The sequence below is a fragment of the Dokdonia sp. genome, assembly GCF_039945015.1.
Taxonomy (GTDB): domain Bacteria; phylum Bacteroidota; class Bacteroidia; order Flavobacteriales; family Flavobacteriaceae; genus Dokdonia.
The window spans coordinates 772,593-792,964 of the sequence record NZ_JBDUXP010000004.1 but is presented as its reverse complement, the minus strand read 5'-3'; the positions used below and the strand labels follow the sequence as shown (position 1 = coordinate 792,964).

The 20,372-nt window shown below is 32.2% G+C and carries 14 protein-coding genes; 2 read left to right on the top strand and 12 right to left on the bottom strand.

Translation table 11 applies throughout. The features are described from left to right. Positions 1-145: 145 nt before the first annotated feature. Positions 146-766, top strand: a complete 621-nt coding sequence (locus tag ABJD27_RS05755; RefSeq protein WP_348169629.1) for a JAB domain-containing protein — start codon at positions 146-148, stop codon at positions 764-766. 70 nt (positions 767-836) lie between these two features. Here the strand turns inward: ABJD27_RS05755 and ABJD27_RS05750 are convergent, their stop codons facing one another. From ABJD27_RS05750 to ABJD27_RS05715, 8 genes are all read right to left on the bottom strand, one after another. Then, entirely contained in the window at positions 837-1,700 is an 864-nt protein-coding gene (locus ABJD27_RS05750; RefSeq protein WP_348169632.1) for a hypothetical protein, read from the bottom strand. Continuing rightward, positions 1,697-3,856: an AAA family ATPase gene (locus ABJD27_RS05745; protein ID WP_348169635.1), complete on the bottom strand. Its 2,160-nt coding sequence runs from the start codon at positions 3,854-3,856 to the stop codon at positions 1,697-1,699. Before ABJD27_RS05745 ends, ABJD27_RS05750 begins: the two co-directional genes overlap by 4 nt. A 250-nt stretch (positions 3,857-4,106) precedes the next feature. After that, positions 4,107-5,822, bottom strand: coding sequence for a T9SS type B sorting domain-containing protein (locus tag ABJD27_RS05740; RefSeq protein ID WP_348169638.1), 1,716 nt, complete (start codon positions 5,820-5,822; stop codon positions 4,107-4,109). Positions 5,823-5,983: 161 nt separating this feature from the next. Beyond that, positions 5,984-8,689, bottom strand: a complete 2,706-nt coding sequence (locus tag ABJD27_RS05735) for a DNA gyrase/topoisomerase IV subunit A (protein ID WP_348169641.1) — start codon at positions 8,687-8,689, stop codon at positions 5,984-5,986. 21 nt (positions 8,690-8,710) lie between these two features. Next, positions 8,711-9,145 (bottom strand): hypothetical protein, encoded by a 435-nt coding sequence (locus ABJD27_RS05730; RefSeq protein ID WP_348169644.1) that lies wholly within the window; start codon positions 9,143-9,145, stop codon positions 8,711-8,713. A 19-nt stretch (positions 9,146-9,164) separates the two neighbouring features. Then, positions 9,165-11,021 (bottom strand): DNA topoisomerase IV subunit B, encoded by a 1,857-nt coding sequence (locus tag ABJD27_RS05725; protein WP_348169647.1) that lies wholly within the window; start codon positions 11,019-11,021, stop codon positions 9,165-9,167. 194 nt (positions 11,022-11,215) lie between these two features. After that, a complete protein-coding gene (locus tag ABJD27_RS05720; protein WP_348169650.1) occupies positions 11,216-12,505 on the bottom strand; it encodes a hypothetical protein in 1,290 nt (429 codons plus the stop codon). 425 nt (positions 12,506-12,930) lie between these two features. Beyond that, positions 12,931-14,754: a tetratricopeptide repeat protein gene (locus tag ABJD27_RS05715; protein WP_348169652.1), complete on the bottom strand. Its 1,824-nt coding sequence runs from the start codon at positions 14,752-14,754 to the stop codon at positions 12,931-12,933. 168 nt (positions 14,755-14,922) lie between these two features. Between ABJD27_RS05715 and ABJD27_RS05710 the strand changes: the two genes are divergently transcribed. Further along, positions 14,923-15,681 carry a hypothetical protein gene (locus ABJD27_RS05710; RefSeq protein WP_348169655.1) on the top strand — a complete coding sequence of 253 codons (759 nt, stop codon included), beginning with the start codon at positions 14,923-14,925 and terminating at the stop codon, positions 15,679-15,681. Positions 15,682-15,689: 8 nt separating this feature from the next. On the opposite strand, the gene ABJD27_RS05705 is transcribed toward ABJD27_RS05710, so the two are convergent. The 4 genes from ABJD27_RS05705 to ABJD27_RS05690 form a co-directional block, all read right to left on the bottom strand. Then, positions 15,690-17,117: a helix-turn-helix domain-containing protein gene (locus ABJD27_RS05705; RefSeq protein WP_348169658.1), complete on the bottom strand. Its 1,428-nt coding sequence runs from the start codon at positions 17,115-17,117 to the stop codon at positions 15,690-15,692. Positions 17,118-17,648: 531 nt separating this feature from the next. Further along, the gene (locus tag ABJD27_RS05700) at positions 17,649-18,695 is read right to left on the bottom strand and encodes a hypothetical protein (protein ID WP_348169660.1); all 1,047 of its coding nucleotides are present in this window, start codon (positions 18,693-18,695) and stop codon (positions 17,649-17,651) included. 131 nt (positions 18,696-18,826) lie between these two features. Then, positions 18,827-19,072 (bottom strand): phosphopantetheine-binding protein, encoded by a 246-nt coding sequence (locus ABJD27_RS05695; protein ID WP_348169663.1) that lies wholly within the window; start codon positions 19,070-19,072, stop codon positions 18,827-18,829. A gap of 22 nt (positions 19,073-19,094) precedes the next feature. Next, a complete protein-coding gene (locus ABJD27_RS05690) occupies positions 19,095-20,369 on the bottom strand; it encodes a beta-ketoacyl-[acyl-carrier-protein] synthase family protein (RefSeq protein ID WP_348169666.1) in 1,275 nt (424 codons plus the stop codon). Positions 20,370-20,372: the final 3 nt, after the last annotated feature.

Sequence of the window (20,372 nt, the reverse complement as noted above, 5' to 3'; positions counted from 1 at the left end):
ATTTTAACCATCTGAAAGGTAAGACTATAAAACATAATCTCTATGATTTATAAAAAATACTTAATTGAAAATATTAACCCCTACACCCTTTTAATCCTTATATTTATAAATAACATAATTTCTATATAATTGTATATTTGATACTATGAACGTACGCCTTACCGAAGATCAAAAAATCCAAATTTTAAATGCAGGTGATGTATATAAGATTATGCAACAAATCTTATTACGTCAAAACAAAATACGTCGTAGTCAGGAATATTTTTGGGTGGTAGGTCTGGATAATCAAAATACGGTCTTATTTGTTGAGCTAATAAGTATAGGTGGTACAAATCGTGTAAATGTATCGCCACCCGATGTTTTTAGAATGGGTATTTATAAACTTGCTGTTAAGATGATCTTAGTACATAATCATCCTAGTGGTGTGTTAACTCCTTCTGAAAACGATAAAAACTTTACTGACCGTCTTTTAAAGGTGGGTAAGATGATAGATATTAAGGTTATAGAACACCTCATCATTACCGAGAGTGATTACTTTAGTTTTATGAATGATGGTCTTATATCTGAATTTGAAAACAATGGTCTTTACGAACTTGTCAAAAAGGAAAGTGAAGAGATGAAAGCTTTCAAATTAGAGATTGCCGAGAAGAAGGCTAAGAAAGAAGAAGCTTTAGAGATTGCTAGGCGTTTAAAATCCTTAGATGTAGATATTGAAACTATCAAAAAATCTACAGGATTAACTAAAAAGCAGATTGAGAAGATATAGTTAACTATTGAAAATTTTATTTATGAATTCTAAATCTATCAAAATACTTATATCCAATAATATATTTATTTTACTTCTGTTTAATTGCAATTAATATCTTTCTTAACTCTAGAAGTTCTTGTCTCATAACAAACCTTACTACTCCTAGATGCTCATTATCAATAGATTTATATATTTTTAACAATTCAAATTCTTCTTTTAATGTATCTAAAAAATCAATATCTGAATATTTAATATAATTATGATATGCTTTTTTTATTCTGACAATTTGAATTTGAACACCCTTCCATTTTTCTCTTCTATCTTTATGTAAATCACCTCTATGTAAACCAAACGTTTCTACAGAGGTTTTAACCATTTTCTCTTTTCTTATGTTTATACCTTCAATTGGAAAAATCTCTCCATCTTCATTATATCTAATCATAGTTTCAGGTTTATCAATACAAGGATTTATTAACAGCCTCACTTTTTCTTCTTCTTTTAAATCATTACCATAACTGGCTCTTTTTGATTCATCAAATAAAGGGAAATAATCTAGTTTACCAGAAACAAATTTTTCACCTAGATCTGTTTCGTGAGTTCCTGTTCTATTACAATGTGCACAGGCAGATAATAAATTATCCCAGTCTGCAGCTAACCAGTAATAACCTCTTATTGAATTACCTGTTTCTTTATTTTTAATACTAGTTTTTGGGCGAAAATGTTCTTTATCAATTGGAGCAGTTTTATTGATTTTAGATTCACAGTATGCACATTTACCATTAAATAATTTTATCAAAGCTTCTTTAACTTCAGGCTTTTTAAAAAGCTTATGATCAAAAGCTTTTTCTTTACCATCTGTCACATAATGTTTATGAGCTTTTTCATGTTCAATATTAGAATCCTTTTCTAGAATTTCTGGTTTTTTAGCTTTACTTCGATCTATAAATATCATTCTTCCAAGTCATTTAAAAATTCATCCATTAACTCAATTGCTATTTCTTTAACTTCTTTTACAACTTTTATTCTTGAGAATGGTTTTTTAGATTGTTTCTGTTTACTTAAAATTTCATCTATTGCTACATATAGTAATTCTTCTCTAAGGCTATTTCCTAAATGATTTTTTTCTCTAAGTACCTTTTTAAGGTCATCCAGTCTTCTTTTCTCTGAGATATTTAATGATTCACTTGACTTATATAGAAGTTCATAATATTCTATAAAGTCTTCTTCCATTTCTGGGTCAACTGTACTAAACAAACCAAAAAACTCTGAAGTTAATAATTGATCTGCTCTATACTCAGAAGGGTTTGGTAAATCTGTTAATACTTCAAGTTCCCCATTATTAGACTTCAAAACATAGGTTTCATTTTCTTCAATTCCCTTGAGACAAAGAGGGTCATGTGTTGTTGCCAAAAATTGAACATTAGGAAATGTTCTTCTTAGTCTTTTTACTATTTGCATTTTCCATCTTGGATGTAAGTTTGCACCTATTTCATCTATAACAACAAAACCTGAAGCATTTTCAATACTTTCATTATTAAGTAATAAACCTTCTATTATATTACACCCTAATGTTATTATAGATTGATAACCATCACTTAACTGATTAAAAAACTGTTTTCTATCTGAATTGTTATATTGAAACCAAACTTCTTCTGTATTTTCTTTTCTATAGATTTTGGCTCTATTTTCTAACATTAATAAGTCTAATAAAGAAATAGCTACATACTCAAACTGTTCAGGTGTTAAACGAAGAATAAATTTTAATGCATTATGTAAAGGAGTAGCTGGATTAAAAAAATTATCTACAAAACAACTTCCCTTAAAACTTTTATAATAACTATCATTTTTGTTAGAATGTTTGAATGGCCCGAATGCAAGTATTGAACTATTAATAAAATGGTCTTTTGGTAAGAAATACAATATCCTATCTGCAATTAAAACATCAGCATTTAAATTATTATTATTAAACGAAATTATAACAGATGCATTTTCGTCCTGATCTCTTTTTATTTCATGTTTATTAAATTTGAATCCAGAGTAATTTCTGCCAATTAATGTTTTTAAAGTAGCTGAAAGTGTGGAACTTTTACCAACGCCATTTTCGCCAATTAAGATTGCCCAACCAGCATTTCCATTTTTAGTACGTTTAAAATCAATTGTTATTTCATTTATAGACTTATAATTTTTTATGGAAATAGTGTTAATTTCAAATTGATTAATAACAGTTCTTGGTATATCATTAAAACTATGTTCTTGCTTTAGTGTAATTTTTAATTTTCGTCTAAAACTAGTCGGCAAAAAATTCTTTGGAGAATTAATTATATTTCTTTCCCAGAAATATTGACGAATAAAATATCTACGCATCCCCAAATAAGGAATTTCATTAGTATTAAAACTCTCTTCTAAACGCTCAAAAATATTTTGCATCTCGCTGCTATTAAAGAATGTACCGTCTGGATTATAACCTTTTTGCGCTTTTAATAAATCTTCAAAAAGATAATCCAATTCAAAAACAACAACTTTTCTAGCTTCAACCAATTCGGTTCTATTTAAACCTAATAAATCAATAGTTATTCTTCCTCGTTCCGTCTTAGTATATATTATTCCATTTTGGTCATAATAAAAATATTCTTCTGGATTTTCATATTCTGGATCTATAAAAATTGGGTTTTCTTTATTGAAAAGTGTTCCTTTTCCATAATATTTAACTGTAGCTCTTTGTTTAGATATTGGAAAATAATTTTTTTTATTAGAATTACATACTTGACAAACTGGGTACAAATTATTCCAATTAAAAGCTAACCACCAATAATGTTCTGATGAAATTTTACCATCAATATCTGCTGCTGCATGATGTGGTCTAAAATGATCTATAGTAACAAAAGAATCTTTAAATTCGGATTCACAGTACGCACATTTATTAGCTGTTTTTTTTAAAAGCTCACTTTTTACATTTTTAAGTTTTAGCTCTATGTCACTAATCGGAAACTTTTTTTGACTACGACGAGATATTGGTTGCGAAAAATGTTTTATTAATAAGCTTTTAAACTCTTTTACATCATTAGATTTAAAAAAGGCAGGCTCTTTAACTTTTATGGTTTTAATCATAATAATTTTACAGTTAACAAAATCGTTGACAGTAAAGGTAGTATTTGTTATGATTCTAGGGTAGAAATAGGTAGTAAGTTATTTGTTTATTTACACACAACTCATTTGAATATAGTCATTAAGACAAATAAAATAATTAGGATAGATCCCTCATTCTCCGCAAAAGAAACCCGCAACAATGTTGCGGGTTTTTTGTTTTCTGACAAGAGCCAAGCTTGCTTGCGCGAAACGTCTGAAAATAAAAACTCTATTACCTCCGCAACGCAAAATGTCCTACAAGAACTTGATTGCTTAACGTAAACGCTTTATACCAAAATCCAGCATCTAACAGACGTCTCCCATTAAAGGTACCATCCCAGCCCATACTTCTCGGACTAAAACTTGTAATACGTTTTCCATAACGGTCATACACTTCAATACGGGTGATGGTTTCTCCGCGTACTACAATACCACGTACTTGCCAGTAATCATTGATACCATCACCATTAGGTGTAAAATATTTTGGAAACCCTAAATCTATATCTGCATTAAGGCTTGCACTATCAATCCCACAACCATTACGATCTCTTACAAAAACTTCAACATCAGAAATTCCAAGATTAGTAAATACAGGACTATCCTGATACGGACCATCGGGAGATACGATAGAATACTCATAATCCCCTATCCCACTTACGGCGACATTGATACTCACATTCAGATTTTGAATACTTACATTTAAATCCTCTATAACTGGCGCTTCTGATACAGATACTGTAAAGGTGTGCGAACTATCACAGGTAATGATTCCTTCTTCTATAGGTACTTCTGTGATTACGTCAAGTCGATATGTACCACTCTCTGTAATAGTGACATTGCGAGTGGAAGAAATTTCTAATGCAGCGCCATTTACCATCTGAATCCAAGAAAACACCTCGCCTACTCCTGTATAGCTCAATTGTAAAGGATCATCATTATTACAAAAACTATAACTATCCTCTAAAATGATTTGAGGATTTAAATCGACAGTTTCTCCTGTGATAGGATCAAAGTAAGGACCACAACCTAAAGTCGTTGTAAAACACGTCTGTGTACAATCTATCGCATCTCCAGCAGTATTATAAGGAGTTACTGTTACATAATATTTTATTCCCTCATCAAAATCAACAACAAAGGTAGATGTCACATTTCCAAAATCTATATCATCCACAATATCTGAAGCAGTTGGACTACTACCTATCGTAAGTCTATACCCATCTGCATTGGCTACAGGTACCCATGTAAGTAAAGGCGTAATCGCGACATTATCTTCTCCATTCATAGGTGAATTAAGCATCGTACATTCTGGTACTTCCGAAGCATTGATTAATGTAGTAAAGGTACTATCGTTGTTGCAGGCTACGGCTTCTCCTACAGCATTACGAGGGGTTACACTCGCATAATATAAAGTTCCTTCTGCAAGGGGTGTTGTGATTTGAAATGAAAGCCCTCCATTGGTAATCAATTGATTTGCCAGCACGTCATTCCCTCCTAGTGTGGTTCCTATATTAAGTAGGTATTCTGTTGCTCTCGGAGCATAACTCCAGGTAATAAGAGGGGTTAAGGGTACATCAATAGTACCATCTAGCGGACTCGTAATCATATTACATCCTGGTAATGTAGTGATGCTACCTATAGTAAAAGTTTGCGCATTACATAATGTAGTGGGATCTGGATCTGCTGGATCTTCTCTAAGACCAACGATAATTGTATATGTTTCGTTTTCTGGCCATCCCATAGCAGGTCTATAAAACGTTTGTGATGGCGTTCTTTGAATTTCTGACATAACTCCACCAGAATCTGTAATCATAAGTGTATAGCCTCCTGCAACACCTTCATCTGTCCATGTAAGTTCATTTTCTACAGGTAAAGGATTGGGACTTGTTAGGGTTGCACAATCTTGCGCTTTCGCGAAAGCGGAAACAACAAACAGCAATATAGTACACAACTGTATCTTAGATATGTGAACGAAGTAAAGAATCCCTCAATTTTATTTAAATATACTTTAAAACAATGATAATGCGGTAACTTTAACAACGCAGACAATTAACAACTGTTCTAAAAAAAGCAGTTGCTACATTAAATAAAACATTAACTTCCTAGTAGTAACTAAAAAAGTGTAATCTGTCCTTCATCATCATCTTGTGCATCACCATCGATATTTTCATCTTTTGCTTTTGGAGGGGTTTGATTTGGTGTCGTACCATCACTATCTTCTGATGAAGACACTGTTTCTTCTCCTATAACTTCTATCTCTTCTTTAGGGATTTCTATAGGCGCTTCATAAGGAAGGGATTCTAGCCAATTAAGTTGTTTTAACTTTTGAGGATACAATTGGTTTCCTAATGCATTGATTCCTTTTACAGCGATAAAGTCCTCCATACTCACCGATTCATTCTCTTTTTGATCTTTCCCTCGTTCTTTATAAAATATAAGTTCGGCGACCGGTCGGTGATCGGTAGAGACTAATTCTAGTTGACTATTTGCATGGTCAGAGATAAAGGTTTCATTCTTCTCTGGATTATCAATAAAGAAACGTTTTCCATAATATCGTTCTTTTTCACCATCCCAATAAATAGCAGAAATAGGTTTTTTAGGTTCCCATTTTTCTAGTACGATCATATCATTATCAAAATGTGCTGTTACATCTGGAACAATGGTACGTGCATTCCCATGTTGATTAATAATGAGTAGCCTGTCTTCGGATCTAAATTCTCCTAGTAAATCTCCTCTACCGTCAACATTAAGGCGTTGTACAGTATCATCAAACCAAATTTTACGTGGTTTTAACGTAGAGAGTCCTTTCTCCTTAAGCTCAACCGATTTTACAGAATGTTTTGTAACAATATTTCCTTTAGAGGCACGTCCTTTTATAAGAATATCTGAAAAATCTAACTCTAAGCGTAGTTTTTTAACGCTTGCAACTGCTCTTAAATATACTGTAACTGTCTCTGCTTCCCCATTAGGATTTGGGGTAAAATAAAACATCACAGATCCTTTCTTATCATTGGTAAGATCGTACTCTTTATCTCGTGTGATTGAGGTTACATTAAAACGTTTTACATATGTAGCACCTCCTGCTCCATCTCTATAAATCATATTATAAGTCGTGCGCTTGTCTTTTTTCTTAAACACCGCCACATGAATGATATCTTTACCTATAAAGGTTTTAGTATCTACTTTGGTCACCATCATTTTACCTTCTTTGGTAAAAACAATAATATCATCTATATCAGAACAGTCAGTAACATACTCATCCCTTTTAAGAGAAGTTCCTATAAAGCCTTCTTCTCTATTTACATAGAGTTTGGTATTTCGTAAAACTACTTTTGTGGCTTGGATATCATCAAAAATGCGAATCTCCGTTTTGCGCTCTTTTCCTTTACCATAGTCTTTCTTTAAACGGGTAAAGTAATCTATAGCATATTGTGTAAGATTATCAAGGTGATGATTTACTTGTGCTATTTGTTCTTCGAGCGCATCTATTTTTTGTTGTGCTTTATCAATATCAAATTTAGAGATACGTTTGATTCGTATTTCTGTAAGGCGTGTTATATCTTCTTCTGTGACTGCTCGTTTTAAATGCCCAACATGTGGTTTTAACCCTTTATCTATCGCCTTTATAACTCCGTCCCATGTTTCTTCTTCTTCAATATCACGATAGATTCTATTTTCTATAAAAATACGCTCTAAAGAAGCATAATGCCATTGGTTTTCAAATTCATTACGTTGTATTTCTAATTCTTGGCGTAATAATTCTTTTGTACGATCTGTACTACGTTTTAACATTTCTGTCACTCCAACAAACAACGGGCTATTATCCTCTATCACACATCCTAAAGGAGAGATAGAAGTCTCGCAGTTTGTAAATGCATATAATGCATCTATGGTCTTATCTGGTGATATTCCAGAGGGAAGGTGTACTAAAATTTCAACATTTGCTGAGGTATTATCTTCTATTTTCTTAATCTTAATTTTCCCCTTATCATTGGCTTTTAAGATAGAATCTATTAAGGAACCTGTAGTCTGCCCAAAAGGGACTTCTGTGATGACAAGGGTATTTTTATCCTGTTGATTCATGCGTGCTCGTACACGTACTTTTCCACCTCGGAGTCCGTCATTATAGTTTGTAAAGTCGGCAATTCCTGCAGTTGCAAAATCTGGAAGTATTGTAAATCGTTTGTCTTTAAGATGCTTAATCGAAGCATCTATAAGTTCTATAAAATTATGAGGTAATACTTTGGTACTTAATCCTACCGCAATTCCTTCTGCTCCTTGTGCAAGAAGTAATGGGAACATCACTGGTAAGTTAATTGGTTCTTTTTTACGTCCATCATACGACGCTTGCCAATCGGTAATTTTTGGATTATACACTACATCTAGTGCAAACTTAGAAAGTCGTGCTTCTATATATCTAGATGCTGCTGCACGATCTCCTGTGAGTATATTTCCCCAGTTACCTTGGGTATCTATCAATAAGTCTTTTTGACCTATTCCTACCATAGCATCACCAATACTCGCATCCCCATGAGGGTGATACTGCATGGTGTGACCTACCACATTAGCTACTTTATTATAACGCCCATCATCTAGTTCTTTAAGCGCATGCATAATACGACGCTGCACAGGTTTAAAACCATCTTCTATAGCAGGTACAGCACGTTCTAGAATTACATATGAAGCATAGTCTAAAAACCAATCTTGAAACATCCCCGACACTCGAGTAATCGTTTCTCCTGTCACTTCCCCTCCTTCCTGAGGTAGCATCTCTTCGTTTAACTCTTCTTCGTTATGCTCGTTTATTTCTTCACTCATTGGTCAATAAAGTCCGTTAGTTTATTTAGTATTAGGTAAATAAGTATCTGCTTCTTTTCTGGTATACGATCCAACTTCATATTTCATTTCTGTTCGCAACCAAGTAAAATGTGTTTTTAATACTTCATTATTTTTTTCAAAATCTTTTTTAAGAATATCTAATGCTCCAAAAAAATGATCTGCAGCTTTAAATGATAACATTAAACCTCCTCCATTAGAATACCATTTTTGTAGTTTTTCTAATCGTTTGTCTTGCTCCTCTTTCTTGGAAATATTGTTCTCACATAGTTTCCAAAGTTTGATGTACGTTTCTGCTTTTTTCTGAGCAATCGAGTTTTTCAATTCTCGTTGTAATGCCATCTTAGCATTATATTTTGCTAGAAAAAGGCTCGTAATATATCCCACAATGATTCCTGCGGTGGCAATAAGTAAGTTTTGAAGTACATCGGTGGTCATGACTATTTGATATCGTTTACTAACTTTCTTCTACTCTATCTAATTCTACTTTCAGATTTTCAATAATAAATTTCTGACGATCTGGTGTATTTTTGCCCATATAGAAAGAGAGTAAATCTTCAATCATTAAGGCTTTATCAAGCATCACTGGTGCCAAACGAATATCCTCTCCAATAAAATATTGGAACTCATCAGGAGAAATCTCTCCAAGTCCCTTAAATCGGGTGATCTCAGGTTTTGCCCCCAACTTAGCCATCGCATCTTGTCGCTCTTGCTCACTATAACAATAGATCGTTTCTTTTTTATTACGAACTCTAAACAAAGGGGTTTCTAAAATATATAAATGTCCTTCTTTAATAATTTCTGGAAAGAACTGTAAAAAGAAGGTGATCAATAATAATCTAATGTGCATTCCATCTACATCGGCATCAGTTGCGATGACGATATTGTTATAGCGTAAGTCCTCGATAGACTCTTCTATATTAAGCGCTGCTTGTAGGAGATTGAATTCTTCATTTTCATACACAATCTTCTTGGTAAGCCCATAGCTATTTAAAGGTTTTCCTTTTAAACTGAAAACAGCTTGTGTATTTACATCTCTTGATTTTGTAATCGATCCACTTGCTGAATCTCCCTCTGTAATAAATAGGGTGGATTCTAGATTACGTTCTTTCTTACTATCCGTAAGATGAATACGGCAGTCTCTTAACTTTTTGTTGTGTAAGTTGGATTTTTTTGCTCTGTCTCTGGCTAACTTTCGGATACCAGAGAGATCTTTACGTTCTCGTTCTGCTTGTAATATCTTTCGCTGTAAAGCATCTGTAACCTCAGGATTCTTATGTAAAAAATTATCTAACGATTTTTTAAGAAAGTCATTAATATAGGTGCGTACCGTAGGTAGATCGCCTCCCATATCTGTACTTCCCAACTTGGTTTTTGTTTGAGATTCAAAAACAGGCTCCATGACTTTAATACTAATGGCAGACACAATAGATTTACGTATATCCGAAGCCTCGTAATTTTTACCGTAAAATTCTCTAATGGTTTTTACTACGCTTTCGCGAAAAGCTGCCTGATGTGTTCCACCTTGTGTCGTATTTTGTCCATTCACAAACGAGTGATACTCTTCTGAGTACTGCGTTTTACTATGCGTAATCGCTATTTCTATATCATCTCCTTTCAGATGAATAATAGGATATAAACGATCCCCTTCAGCAATACTTTCAGAAAGTAAATCTTTTAGCCCATTTTCTGAAAAGAACTTTTCCCCATTAAAAACAATCGTCAATCCAGGATTGAGATACACATAATTTTTAATAAGACGTTCTACATACTCACTACGAAATTTATAATTTTTGAAGATCTTCTCATCTGGAGTAAAAGAAACTTTCGTCCCGCGACGACGAGACGTTTCATCTAATAAATCTTGATTATTCAGTTCTCCTCGTTCAAACTCTGCCGAAGCAGATTTTCCATCACGGGTAGACTCTACTCTAAAATAACTAGAAAGTGCATTTACTGCTTTGGTACCTACTCCATTAAGTCCTACTGATTTCTTGAATGCACGAGAATCATACTTTCCTCCTGTGTTCATTTTTGAAACGACATCTACCACTTTGCCTAAAGGAATCCCACGTCCAAAATCGCGTACAATCACCTTCTCTCCTTGAATGGAAATTTCAATGGTTTTACCAGCACCCATCACAAATTCATCAATACAGTTATCAAGTACTTCTTTTACAAGAATATAGATACCATCATCTGCACTTGATCCGTCACCAAGTTTTCCAATATACATTCCTGGTCGCATACGAATATGCTCCTTCCAATCAAGCGATCGTATATTATCCTCGTTGTATTGCGTTTCTTTAGTCATAATTGTAGGTAGAATGGCTAATATAAGACATCATAAGCGCTTATAAAACCCGATAAAAAAGAAGTAATCAACAATTTTATGATAATAACTGTTGATTGTTTTATAACTACTTACTTATGTATTTTTTGTGTATGTTTTACAAAAAATAAATCCCGCTATATAGCAGGATTATTTGCAATAATTTTAATGTTTTATCAATCATTTTGACAAGGCTTTGCATGTTGTGCTAATTGCCACATAAAATTAGTTTGATAATAGGTAGCATCAGGATCTGATGCATTTGTAAGATAATCTTCTGGTATTGGGGTTCCTGAATATGTTACTGGGTGAAAACCTAGTGTCGTTGTGTCTGATGCTCTTTGAAATTGAATAGTGCTGCTTAAATCCACTTGATTATTTATACTATCAATGATGAACATTCCTAGATTACCACGTTGTCCATTGCTATCTTTTATATTATTTACCGTAGCTCTTGCGTGACAGGATATACAGGAAGATGAAGTCACAAGATTTGCTTCTAAAATAGAATTACCAAGTAATAGCGTATCTCCCATAGTATTTGTGTATTCCGTCTGACTTCCTTTTAATCTATAGTTCTCAAAAACACTTGGGACTCCAAATTCTTTGAATAATGCTTTGAGTTCTGGAGTTGTTTTACCTATGGTATATCCTTTATTGACTTCCTCATGAGAAGGAATATAACTTGGTGTACATCCAAAAGCATCTTTACAACCTATATAATCACACAATCCTATATTACTTGAATGTTCAAAAGTAGCCCATACCCAATTAGGTAATTCATGAGTGACAAGATGAAAAGCAACAAGCCCCATATTTGTTTTTCCCGTAACTGTAGAGTCTACTGCGTTATAACCACTAATTATTTTTTGATAATATGCATCTACATTTTTCCCTTGTTCTACCAATTGATCTACGGGTAACCATTGTGCCTTTATCATCATAGCATCAGAAGGAAAACTAATAGCATTGGTTTTTGCCATATCATATACCGTATTCTGATTGTATAGTTCCATTTTCTGTATATACTCAAACATAGGTTTATTAATCCGTAATTCTTCATAATATGGAGCTGTAAAATTAAGGGTTAAGAATACAAAATCTGTAGTTATAAAATTTCCTGGACGATTATTAATTCCATCTAGAATTGCAACTCTTTTTGGAGTAGCCTCAGACACGTCAACGATATCTAAAGGCCAAGAAACACTATCACAAGGATTGCTATAGGCATGCTCAGTAGTAGACCAAAATTCCCAATTTAAATTTATAGGGTCTTCTGTTTTTACTTGGAAACTTCTAACCATTTTTTCCCAAACATACTTATCCGTTTGATATGTTGCCATTTTTGCATCTGGCTCTTGTGTTACCGCTACATATGAATCTGACTTGGAACAGCCTAATACAATTGTAAGAAGAGAAACATAGAGTATCAGAAAATAAATGAAGTGACTTTTTATTGATTTCATAATAGTTTGATTAATATTAACTCATCAAACATATTGACTATCAATAAATTAAAAAAGAGGGTAACCCCTTGAATTACAATACGTATAAACCCTTATTCTTGATAAGGAATGCGTAATTTAAATGATGAAAAAAAATTCCCCAAGAGGTTAGTTATACAAAATCATTAACACACTTAAACCCCAAATTCAAGTGACTCACTTAATAGCAAACTTCCCCAAATCTTTTTATGGCCCTACCTGTAATTAAACAACCATGATATGATTTAAAGCTTACCGCGCGAACTCTCGAGGAATCACATAATTATCAAAACCTCTATAGTTATGATGTTATAAATTTAATAATCAAATAGATAGATTGCCCAAAAAGTATATATACAATCTATATACAATGCTTAAAAACACATCTATACAATCTATATACAATTCTAAAAAGTACTTATGTATTGCGTTAGACTTTCTTCTTTAGAAAGTCCTAGTTTTTTGCGCAATCTCGATCGGGCAATTAAAATACTATGTGGTGTCTGGTTTGTAATAGAAGATATATCTTTTGTAGACAATCCTAATCTAAGAAAAGCGCTAATTTTCTTTTCATTAGGTGTAATCCTTGGAAATTTTGCTAATAAGTTATTATAAAAATCTACATGTACTTTTTCAAATACATGTTGAAATTCTTCCCAGTTATAACTCCGTAAAGAAGCTTTGGTTTCTCTAATTACTGCTGCAATTTTGCTGCTAGCATCATCATCATTACTTCCAGAATGAATATCAGAAAGTTTTTGAATAAGAGATTCATATTGTTCTTTTTGTTGTAATAAAGACATCGCATTTGTAGTGAGCTCTTTCTCTTTTAGCTTTAATTCAAGAGCAATAATCTCTTTTTCTTGTTGCTGTTGTTTTGAAAATATCTTTTCATTTTTAAGCCGTAATGCGATTAAGTCTGTTTTATTTCTTTCTGTTTTAAGTTGTAATTCTTTTTCTTTTACTAAAAAATTGTTTTTCTTTTTCTGATAAAACCAAGTATACCAAAGCACTACTAATGCCAGAATAGTAGAAAGAATCCATATCATTGTGTTACGTTTTGTAATCGCATTTGCAGCTGTTAAGCTTTGTATTTCCTTTTCTTTTTCACTTGTTTGATACTTAGCATCTAGCTCCAACATGAGTTCATTTTTATCCTGATCAAACATATTATTTATGATCTCTATATATTCTTCTTTTAAAACAAGACTATTTTTAAAATCTCCTTCCAACGCATATGCATGACTGAGATTACGTGTAGCGTCTTCTAAGTGATATTGAAGCCCTAACGTACATGCGCCTTCATATACTTGTTTTGCAACAACCAAAGCTTCTTTAGAGCGATTTGTAGCCATATATAAAGACGATAACTCCTTAAGGGTTGCTACTCTTCTTCTTGGAATAGATGACCAAGCGTCTATTTGCATTGCTTTAGACAAATAGATATCTGCTTTCGTATACTCTTCATTTATAATATAAAACCGCCCAAGATTATGGTATAAAATAGCTTCGCTAAAAGGGCCATCTATAATTGATGAAGGAATCATAGATTCAAGAAGCGCAACTGCCTTTTCTAGTTGGTTATTCTTATCATATGCTAATGCTAGGTTTAAAGACATTATAAATTTAGAATGCACATACGTACTATCAAGTCTATTGACCTCTTGTCTAGCAAATTCCATATACTCTACTGCTTTTTCACCATTACCCTGCAACCTGTACACATCTGCAATTCCAGAAAAAGCATAAGCCTTTATTTTATAATTTTTAAGATTATCTGCTATTTTTATATTTTCTAGATGTAATTCAATAGCTTCACTATATTTACCAACGTCATCATATAAATATGCCTTTAAAATATTAAGACTATATAACTCACGTTGATTTTGAAGTTTCTTATTAAGAGCATACCCTATATCTAAATAATATCTTGAAGAGTCTCTATCAGATTTTTCGTGATAATACTTCTTAGCAAGACCAATAACAGATGTAAGTTGTAACGTATCTATATGATGCTTACTAGCTATACTATAACTTTGAGTAAGGTGATATATAGCAGAGTCCACCTTTTTTGATTTAAATGATTTACTTAACGTATAATGAGCTTGCGCAATAGCGATAGGCACTTCACTTGTTTTTATAACAAGCTGTAAACTATCATTAGTTGACTTTTGTGCATACATAGTAAACACAAAAAGACAGCATAATGCTGAGAGGTGGTATTTAGACATTTTTTTAAGTTGGGTATACACATATACTACTAGCAAATTATAAAATCACAGTATGTATATGTATACAATTTATAAAAAACTGAATGGAAAAACAATTCATGGTATCTTTAGCTCAAGATATTGATCAACTTCTACACCAAAATAATCCTAGTAAAAAAAGAGTAAAATATGACTACAAAAACTACATCTGATCGCTTTGTCTATATCATAGGAATTGTAATTATTGGATTTATCCTCTTCAAAATCATAGGATATATATTACCAGATCAAGATCCCAGATATGACGCTACTTCTCTGTTAGAAACTGTTATGGAAACGCAAGGTGGAAAAGAAAACTGGAGCCATATTAAAAACATGAATTATAAAAAATCATTTCAATTATATGCAGAAGATGGTAGTATAGAAAAAGACCTCAAAGAGCAACATACATATGATTTTACAGAAGGAATAAATCGTGAGGTAACCTGGATTCAAAATGATACTTTATATGAAATACATCGATCAGATAGTGCTATATATCAAATTAAAAATGGTGTGTCTGATACATTAGCCACTTCAAGTCAATTACAATCTAAACTAAATGCTGCAACTTTTGTGGTAGGGCTTCCATATACCTTAGATGCCCCTACTTCAATAAAAACGTATGAAGGAGTTCAGGATTTCCAAAACACTCCTTGTCACGTATTAAAAGTCACTTTTAAAGGCTCTCAAGATGTATGGAGACATTACTATAGTAAAGAAGACTTCTCTTGGAAAGGATACTGGGTTAAAACATCAGATCACTATAGCCTTATTATAAATGAAGAAATGATCACAGAAAATGGGTTTACGCTTTCGCGAAAGCGTAAAAGTTACCGTACAGATTCGTTGAAAAATATTACTTATTTACGAGCGTCTTATCTATATGAAGATTACAAAATAGAATAAATCCTTATTTATGCAGCTCCTCTTTCCAACTTCATAAATTGAGATGGCGTAAGATTACTAAATCGCTTAAAGGACTTATTAAACGTCACTTTATTATTGTAACCAACCTCGTATGCAATATCAATAATATTGAGATTATCTTTATTAGACTTGAGTAATTCCATAGCCTCTTCTACTCTATATTTATTAATCAACTCAAAGAAATTAAGATCAAAATGTTCATTAATAACTTGAGAAGCATTATGTCTTGTTGTACCAAGTCTTTCGGCTATAGTTTCAAGTTTAATAGAGTTTTGTCTGTATACTTTTTCAACTTCTAATAATCGAACCAATTCTTCTTTTAACTCTGTAGAGAAACTGGTTGTAAGTCCTGAATTCTTATATTTAACAACCTCTTTTTTAAGCGCTTGCACAGTACCCACAAGTACTTGAGGGTTTGCATAAGCTATATATCCAACATATAATACTAATGTTGCCATAGCAAAAAATTGAATATCAAAAATAACACCTTCAAAACCAATCGTCATAATATTAATTGCATATAATGTATATGAAATAGCATACACTCCATGAATGATCATGATCATTTTTTGAAGCTTTATTTTCTTAGGTGTTACTTTAGCCGATTTTTTGACATTCTTAAGATACAAGCGTAATGTATAATAACCATACACCATAAGTGATGTTAACTTTATAATTGCAACTTGATTCAAATATGGATGCTCATCATATTGCCCTACTCCAAGCATTACTTTTAATTTTTCTTCTGCAGATAAACTATAAATAGGTATAAATACAATGATAAATCCTAGGGTAGGTAATAGATGTAATAAATCTGATTTTTTAAACGAATAATTTTCAGTGATTCTTTTAAAATAAAAATACAAAATTGGACCATATAAAAAAGATAGCATGGTTGACATATTCTGTGTATGCGGGTGGTATAATGTATAATGGCTTGTATATAAAGTTGTATGTATTAAAAAGAATGAATGCATAAGTACAAAAAACCCTATAAGAGCGTTTGCTACTCTATCTGTACGTTTTCTTAAATTAAGCACAAGTGCAATAAAAATTCCTATCAGCCCTACATATAAATACAAAAACGAAATTATACTAAAATCAACAATATATTTATCTTTAAGTTCCTCAAAACCTTTACTATTATTTATGCTTTCATAAGCACTACCCTCTAAGATTGAAAAATCACCCGTTGCAAGAATATAATTTCTAATACTTTCTACAGCAAGATCCGTTTTTCCTTCTTTAGTGTATTTTATAGATTCTCTTTTATAGTTATCTCCCTGAGTAAGCTGAAAATCGCTTGTACTTACATCACCAATTTCAGGATCAATAGTAAGACTAGTAAAACTAGATATGCCACAAAATAATGTGACGATTAATAAAGCTCTTGTAATGTTTTTTATAAGCTGCATATATTGGATGGTATTATAGGAACAACCACAATAAAGGTACAAAATTGTCGTACATATCAAAATATTATAGTACGCACCGATAAATGTTTACTTTTAAACCTTTGCCCATTTTTAATTTTACAAAAGAACAAAAATACTCAAAACACTATAAACAAAGGCTTTAATTAGTAAACTTTTATCGGATAGACAATAGTAAATAGTAAAATATAATCGGATTAATAAAAGTGTTAAAATTAAGACGAAGGGGAAACAGTAAGCCAATTACGTGTAAAATGCATATAAATTCTTACAAGAACTAAGCAAAACATCGATAAAATACAGTTTATTTATTAAGTTTTTAAAGCCAAATTTTAAAAAACACAAGCAGTAACATCAATCTTCAAGTATGTATTATCTCAATAATAAGGTCAAAATAATCTCTACATTAAGATTGTAGCAAACTAATAAGTTAGAGTATAATCATACTATTATTAGATTTTTAATATTAGCATTAATAGTATTTTAAACTATGTATATAACTTACAATATGTCTTAGTTTTCAATTGTTTGTTGAATATTAGTGTAGACTATAGCGATATATCCTACAAATAAAACTAATGATGCCATTGCAAAGAATTGTATATTAAAAATAATACCATTAAAACCTACAGTCATAATATTAATAGCATACAATGAATATGAGATTACATAGACTATGTGAATAATTATGATCGTTTTTTGAATATCAGCTTTTATAGAAACATTTGTTATAGATTTATTGACGCTTTTAAGATACATTCTTAGCGTAAAATAACCATAAATCATTAGAGACATTATTTTCATAATAGCTATATATCCCAAATATGGATGTTGATCATATTTCCCTACTCCAAGCATAACTTTTAACTTTTCCTCTGCAGATAAGCTATATATGGGTATAAACACAATGAGGCATGCTAGTGTAGGTAATAGATGTAATGCATCTATCTTTTTGAACACATAATTTCCTGTAATTCTTTTAAAATAAAAATATAAGATTGGTCCATATAAAAAAGAAAATATTGTGGACATATGTAGTGTATGTGGGTGATATAAGGTATAATTAGCCTTATACAATATTGTATGGATTAAAAAAAGCGAGTGCATAAGAACAAAAACGCTCAAAAGTCTATTTGCAACTTTATCTGATCGTCTTCTTAAATTAAGTATAAATGCGATAAAAAACCCAATTAAACCTATATAAATATAGAAAAACTCACTAATTCCAAAATTAATAGTGTAATCATTTTTAAGTCTTATAAACCCTTCATCACGAGATATATTTATATAAGCACTACTTTCTAAAATTGAAAAATCACCAGTAGCAATAATATAGTTTCTAAGGCTCTCTACAGCAAGATCAGTTTCTCCATTTCTAGTATATTGTATAGATTCTCTTCTATAATTTTCAACTTTAGTAAGTTGAGAACTATGTATACTAATTGTCTCTACTCTTTCAGTATCTACTATAGCGTCCACTTTAAGTTCAATAAAACTAGATAAGCTACAAAATAATATAATCACTAAAAATATTCTAATAATGGTACTTAGTAATTTCATATTTGGATGGTGTTAGTAGCAGTAATTACATTAAATATACAATATTGTCATAATTATAAAAAATGATATCATATTATGTACTTAAAAACATGTATATCAATCGATATTGAACATCAACAACATAACTGTCACTAGTTTACTTTCTGACCAATAATTTCTAAAGCGCTGGCAACAGTATCCATTTTTTCAATTTCGTCGTCTTCAATAGTGATGTCAAAATGATCTTCTACATCTAAGACTACATCTACTAAGTTTGCAGAATTGATATTTAATTCATTTATCAAATGGCTATTAGGTGTGATATCATCTACAGAAACATCTTCTGGTAAGTAAATTTTAATAATAGTTTTTAATGCCTCGTAGTTGTCTGTATTCATAGTATTGATTTTTATATTTTTATTATATATCGTATTTTTTTAAAAGTATACAACAGTTTACGTCTCCAAAACCAAAACTAGCCTTGGCTGCTACTTTAATTTCTGTGTGTATCGTTTTATTTGGAATTCTCTCTTGATCTACAATTGTAAGTATATCTTCATGGATATCATCACAATTTACATTTCCAAAAACCATACCTTCTGAGAGTTCTAGTACTGTTGCAACACTTTCTATACTTCCTGCAGCAGCAAGACAGTGTCCAGTCATGCTTTTAAGGGAATTTATATATGGAAAATCTTTACCGGCTCGTCCTAGTGCTTCGCTCCAGTTTTTTACTTCTGTAGGGCACATTCCAGTTGCTGTAAGATGCCCATTAATGGTATCTATGGAATCTGGATGGACATTTGCATACTGTAATGCATCCTTAATGCATCGTTGAACTGCTACACTATTAGGTGCGGTCATGCTTCCAGCTTGACGTTGTCCACCACTATTTACAGCGCCTCCTAAAATTTCTGCATAAATGGTTGCTTCTCTAGCAATGGCACTTTCTAAGCTTTCTAGAACTAATGCTCCTGCTCCACTTCCTGGAACAAATCCTCCTGCATCACTTTGCATAGGTCTACTTCCCAATTCTGGTTGATCATTATGTTTTTTATTAAGAACACGCATAGCATCAAAACCACCCCATATATAAGGCCCAGAATCGTTACATCCACCTACAAGCATACGTATTGCCTGTCCATTTGCGATACGCTCATATCCCATCAAGATACTTTCTGTACCTGTTGTGCATGCACTAGAATTGGTAGTCACTTGATTACCACAACCTAAATAACCTCCTAAATACGCGCTTATACCGCTTGCCATCGTTTGGATAACTGTAGTACTCCCTAGACGTTTTACTTTTCCCTCATCAGTAAGATAAATGGCTTTTCTAAACTTCTCAGCGCCTAATAGAGAAGTACCAAAAATAATACCACTATCATAATCTACAGTTTCTTTATCAGTAACAGTAAGACCCGCATCTTTCCAAGCATCTACACCAGCTATCATTCCATACACAATGCCGGTAGCTTCAAGATCTCTTAACTGTAAAGGAGTAAAATATGATGAAAGCAAATCTTCAGGAATTTGAGGTTGACCAGCGATTTGACATCCAAAATTGAGATCAGCTAGTTCTTGCCTAAATTGTATTCCAGAAATCCCTTCTTTAATAGATTTTGTAAACGCAGGAATTCCAACTCCATTAGGAGCACAAACACCAAGCCCTGTAACAACAACTCTTTTTTTCATTTT

Bases quoted from the DNA above. Each gene is read 5' to 3' on its own strand.
- ABJD27_RS05705 (WP_348169658.1), bottom strand. From the start codon at position 17,117: ATGCAGCTTATAAAAAACATTACAAGAGCTTTATTAATCGTCACATTA.
- ABJD27_RS05755 (WP_348169629.1), top strand. From the start codon at position 146: ATGAACGTACGCCTTACCGAAGATCAAAAAATCCAAATTTTAAATGCA.
- ABJD27_RS05730 (WP_348169644.1), bottom strand. From the start codon at position 9,145: ATGACCACCGATGTACTTCAAAACTTACTTATTGCCACCGCAGGAATC.
- ABJD27_RS05725 (WP_348169647.1), bottom strand. From the start codon at position 11,021: ATGACTAAAGAAACGCAATACAACGAGGATAATATACGATCGCTTGAT.
- ABJD27_RS05720 (WP_348169650.1), bottom strand. From the start codon at position 12,505: ATGAAATCAATAAAAAGTCACTTCATTTATTTTCTGATACTCTATGTT.
- ABJD27_RS05695 (WP_348169663.1), bottom strand. From the start codon at position 19,072: ATGAATACAGACAACTACGAGGCATTAAAAACTATTATTAAAATTTAC.
- ABJD27_RS05745 (WP_348169635.1), bottom strand. From the start codon at position 3,856: ATGATTAAAACCATAAAAGTTAAAGAGCCTGCCTTTTTTAAATCTAAT.
- ABJD27_RS05710 (WP_348169655.1), top strand. From the start codon at position 14,923: ATGACTACAAAAACTACATCTGATCGCTTTGTCTATATCATAGGAATT.
- ABJD27_RS05700 (WP_348169660.1), bottom strand. From the start codon at position 18,695: ATGAAATTACTAAGTACCATTATTAGAATATTTTTAGTGATTATATTA.
- ABJD27_RS05750 (WP_348169632.1), bottom strand. From the start codon at position 1,700: ATGATATTTATAGATCGAAGTAAAGCTAAAAAACCAGAAATTCTAGAA.
- ABJD27_RS05715 (WP_348169652.1), bottom strand. From the start codon at position 14,754: ATGTCTAAATACCACCTCTCAGCATTATGCTGTCTTTTTGTGTTTACT.
- ABJD27_RS05735 (WP_348169641.1), bottom strand. From the start codon at position 8,689: ATGAGTGAAGAAATAAACGAGCATAACGAAGAAGAGTTAAACGAAGAG.
- ABJD27_RS05690 (WP_348169666.1), bottom strand. From the start codon at position 20,369: ATGAAAAAAAGAGTTGTTGTTACAGGGCTTGGTGTTTGTGCTCCTAAT.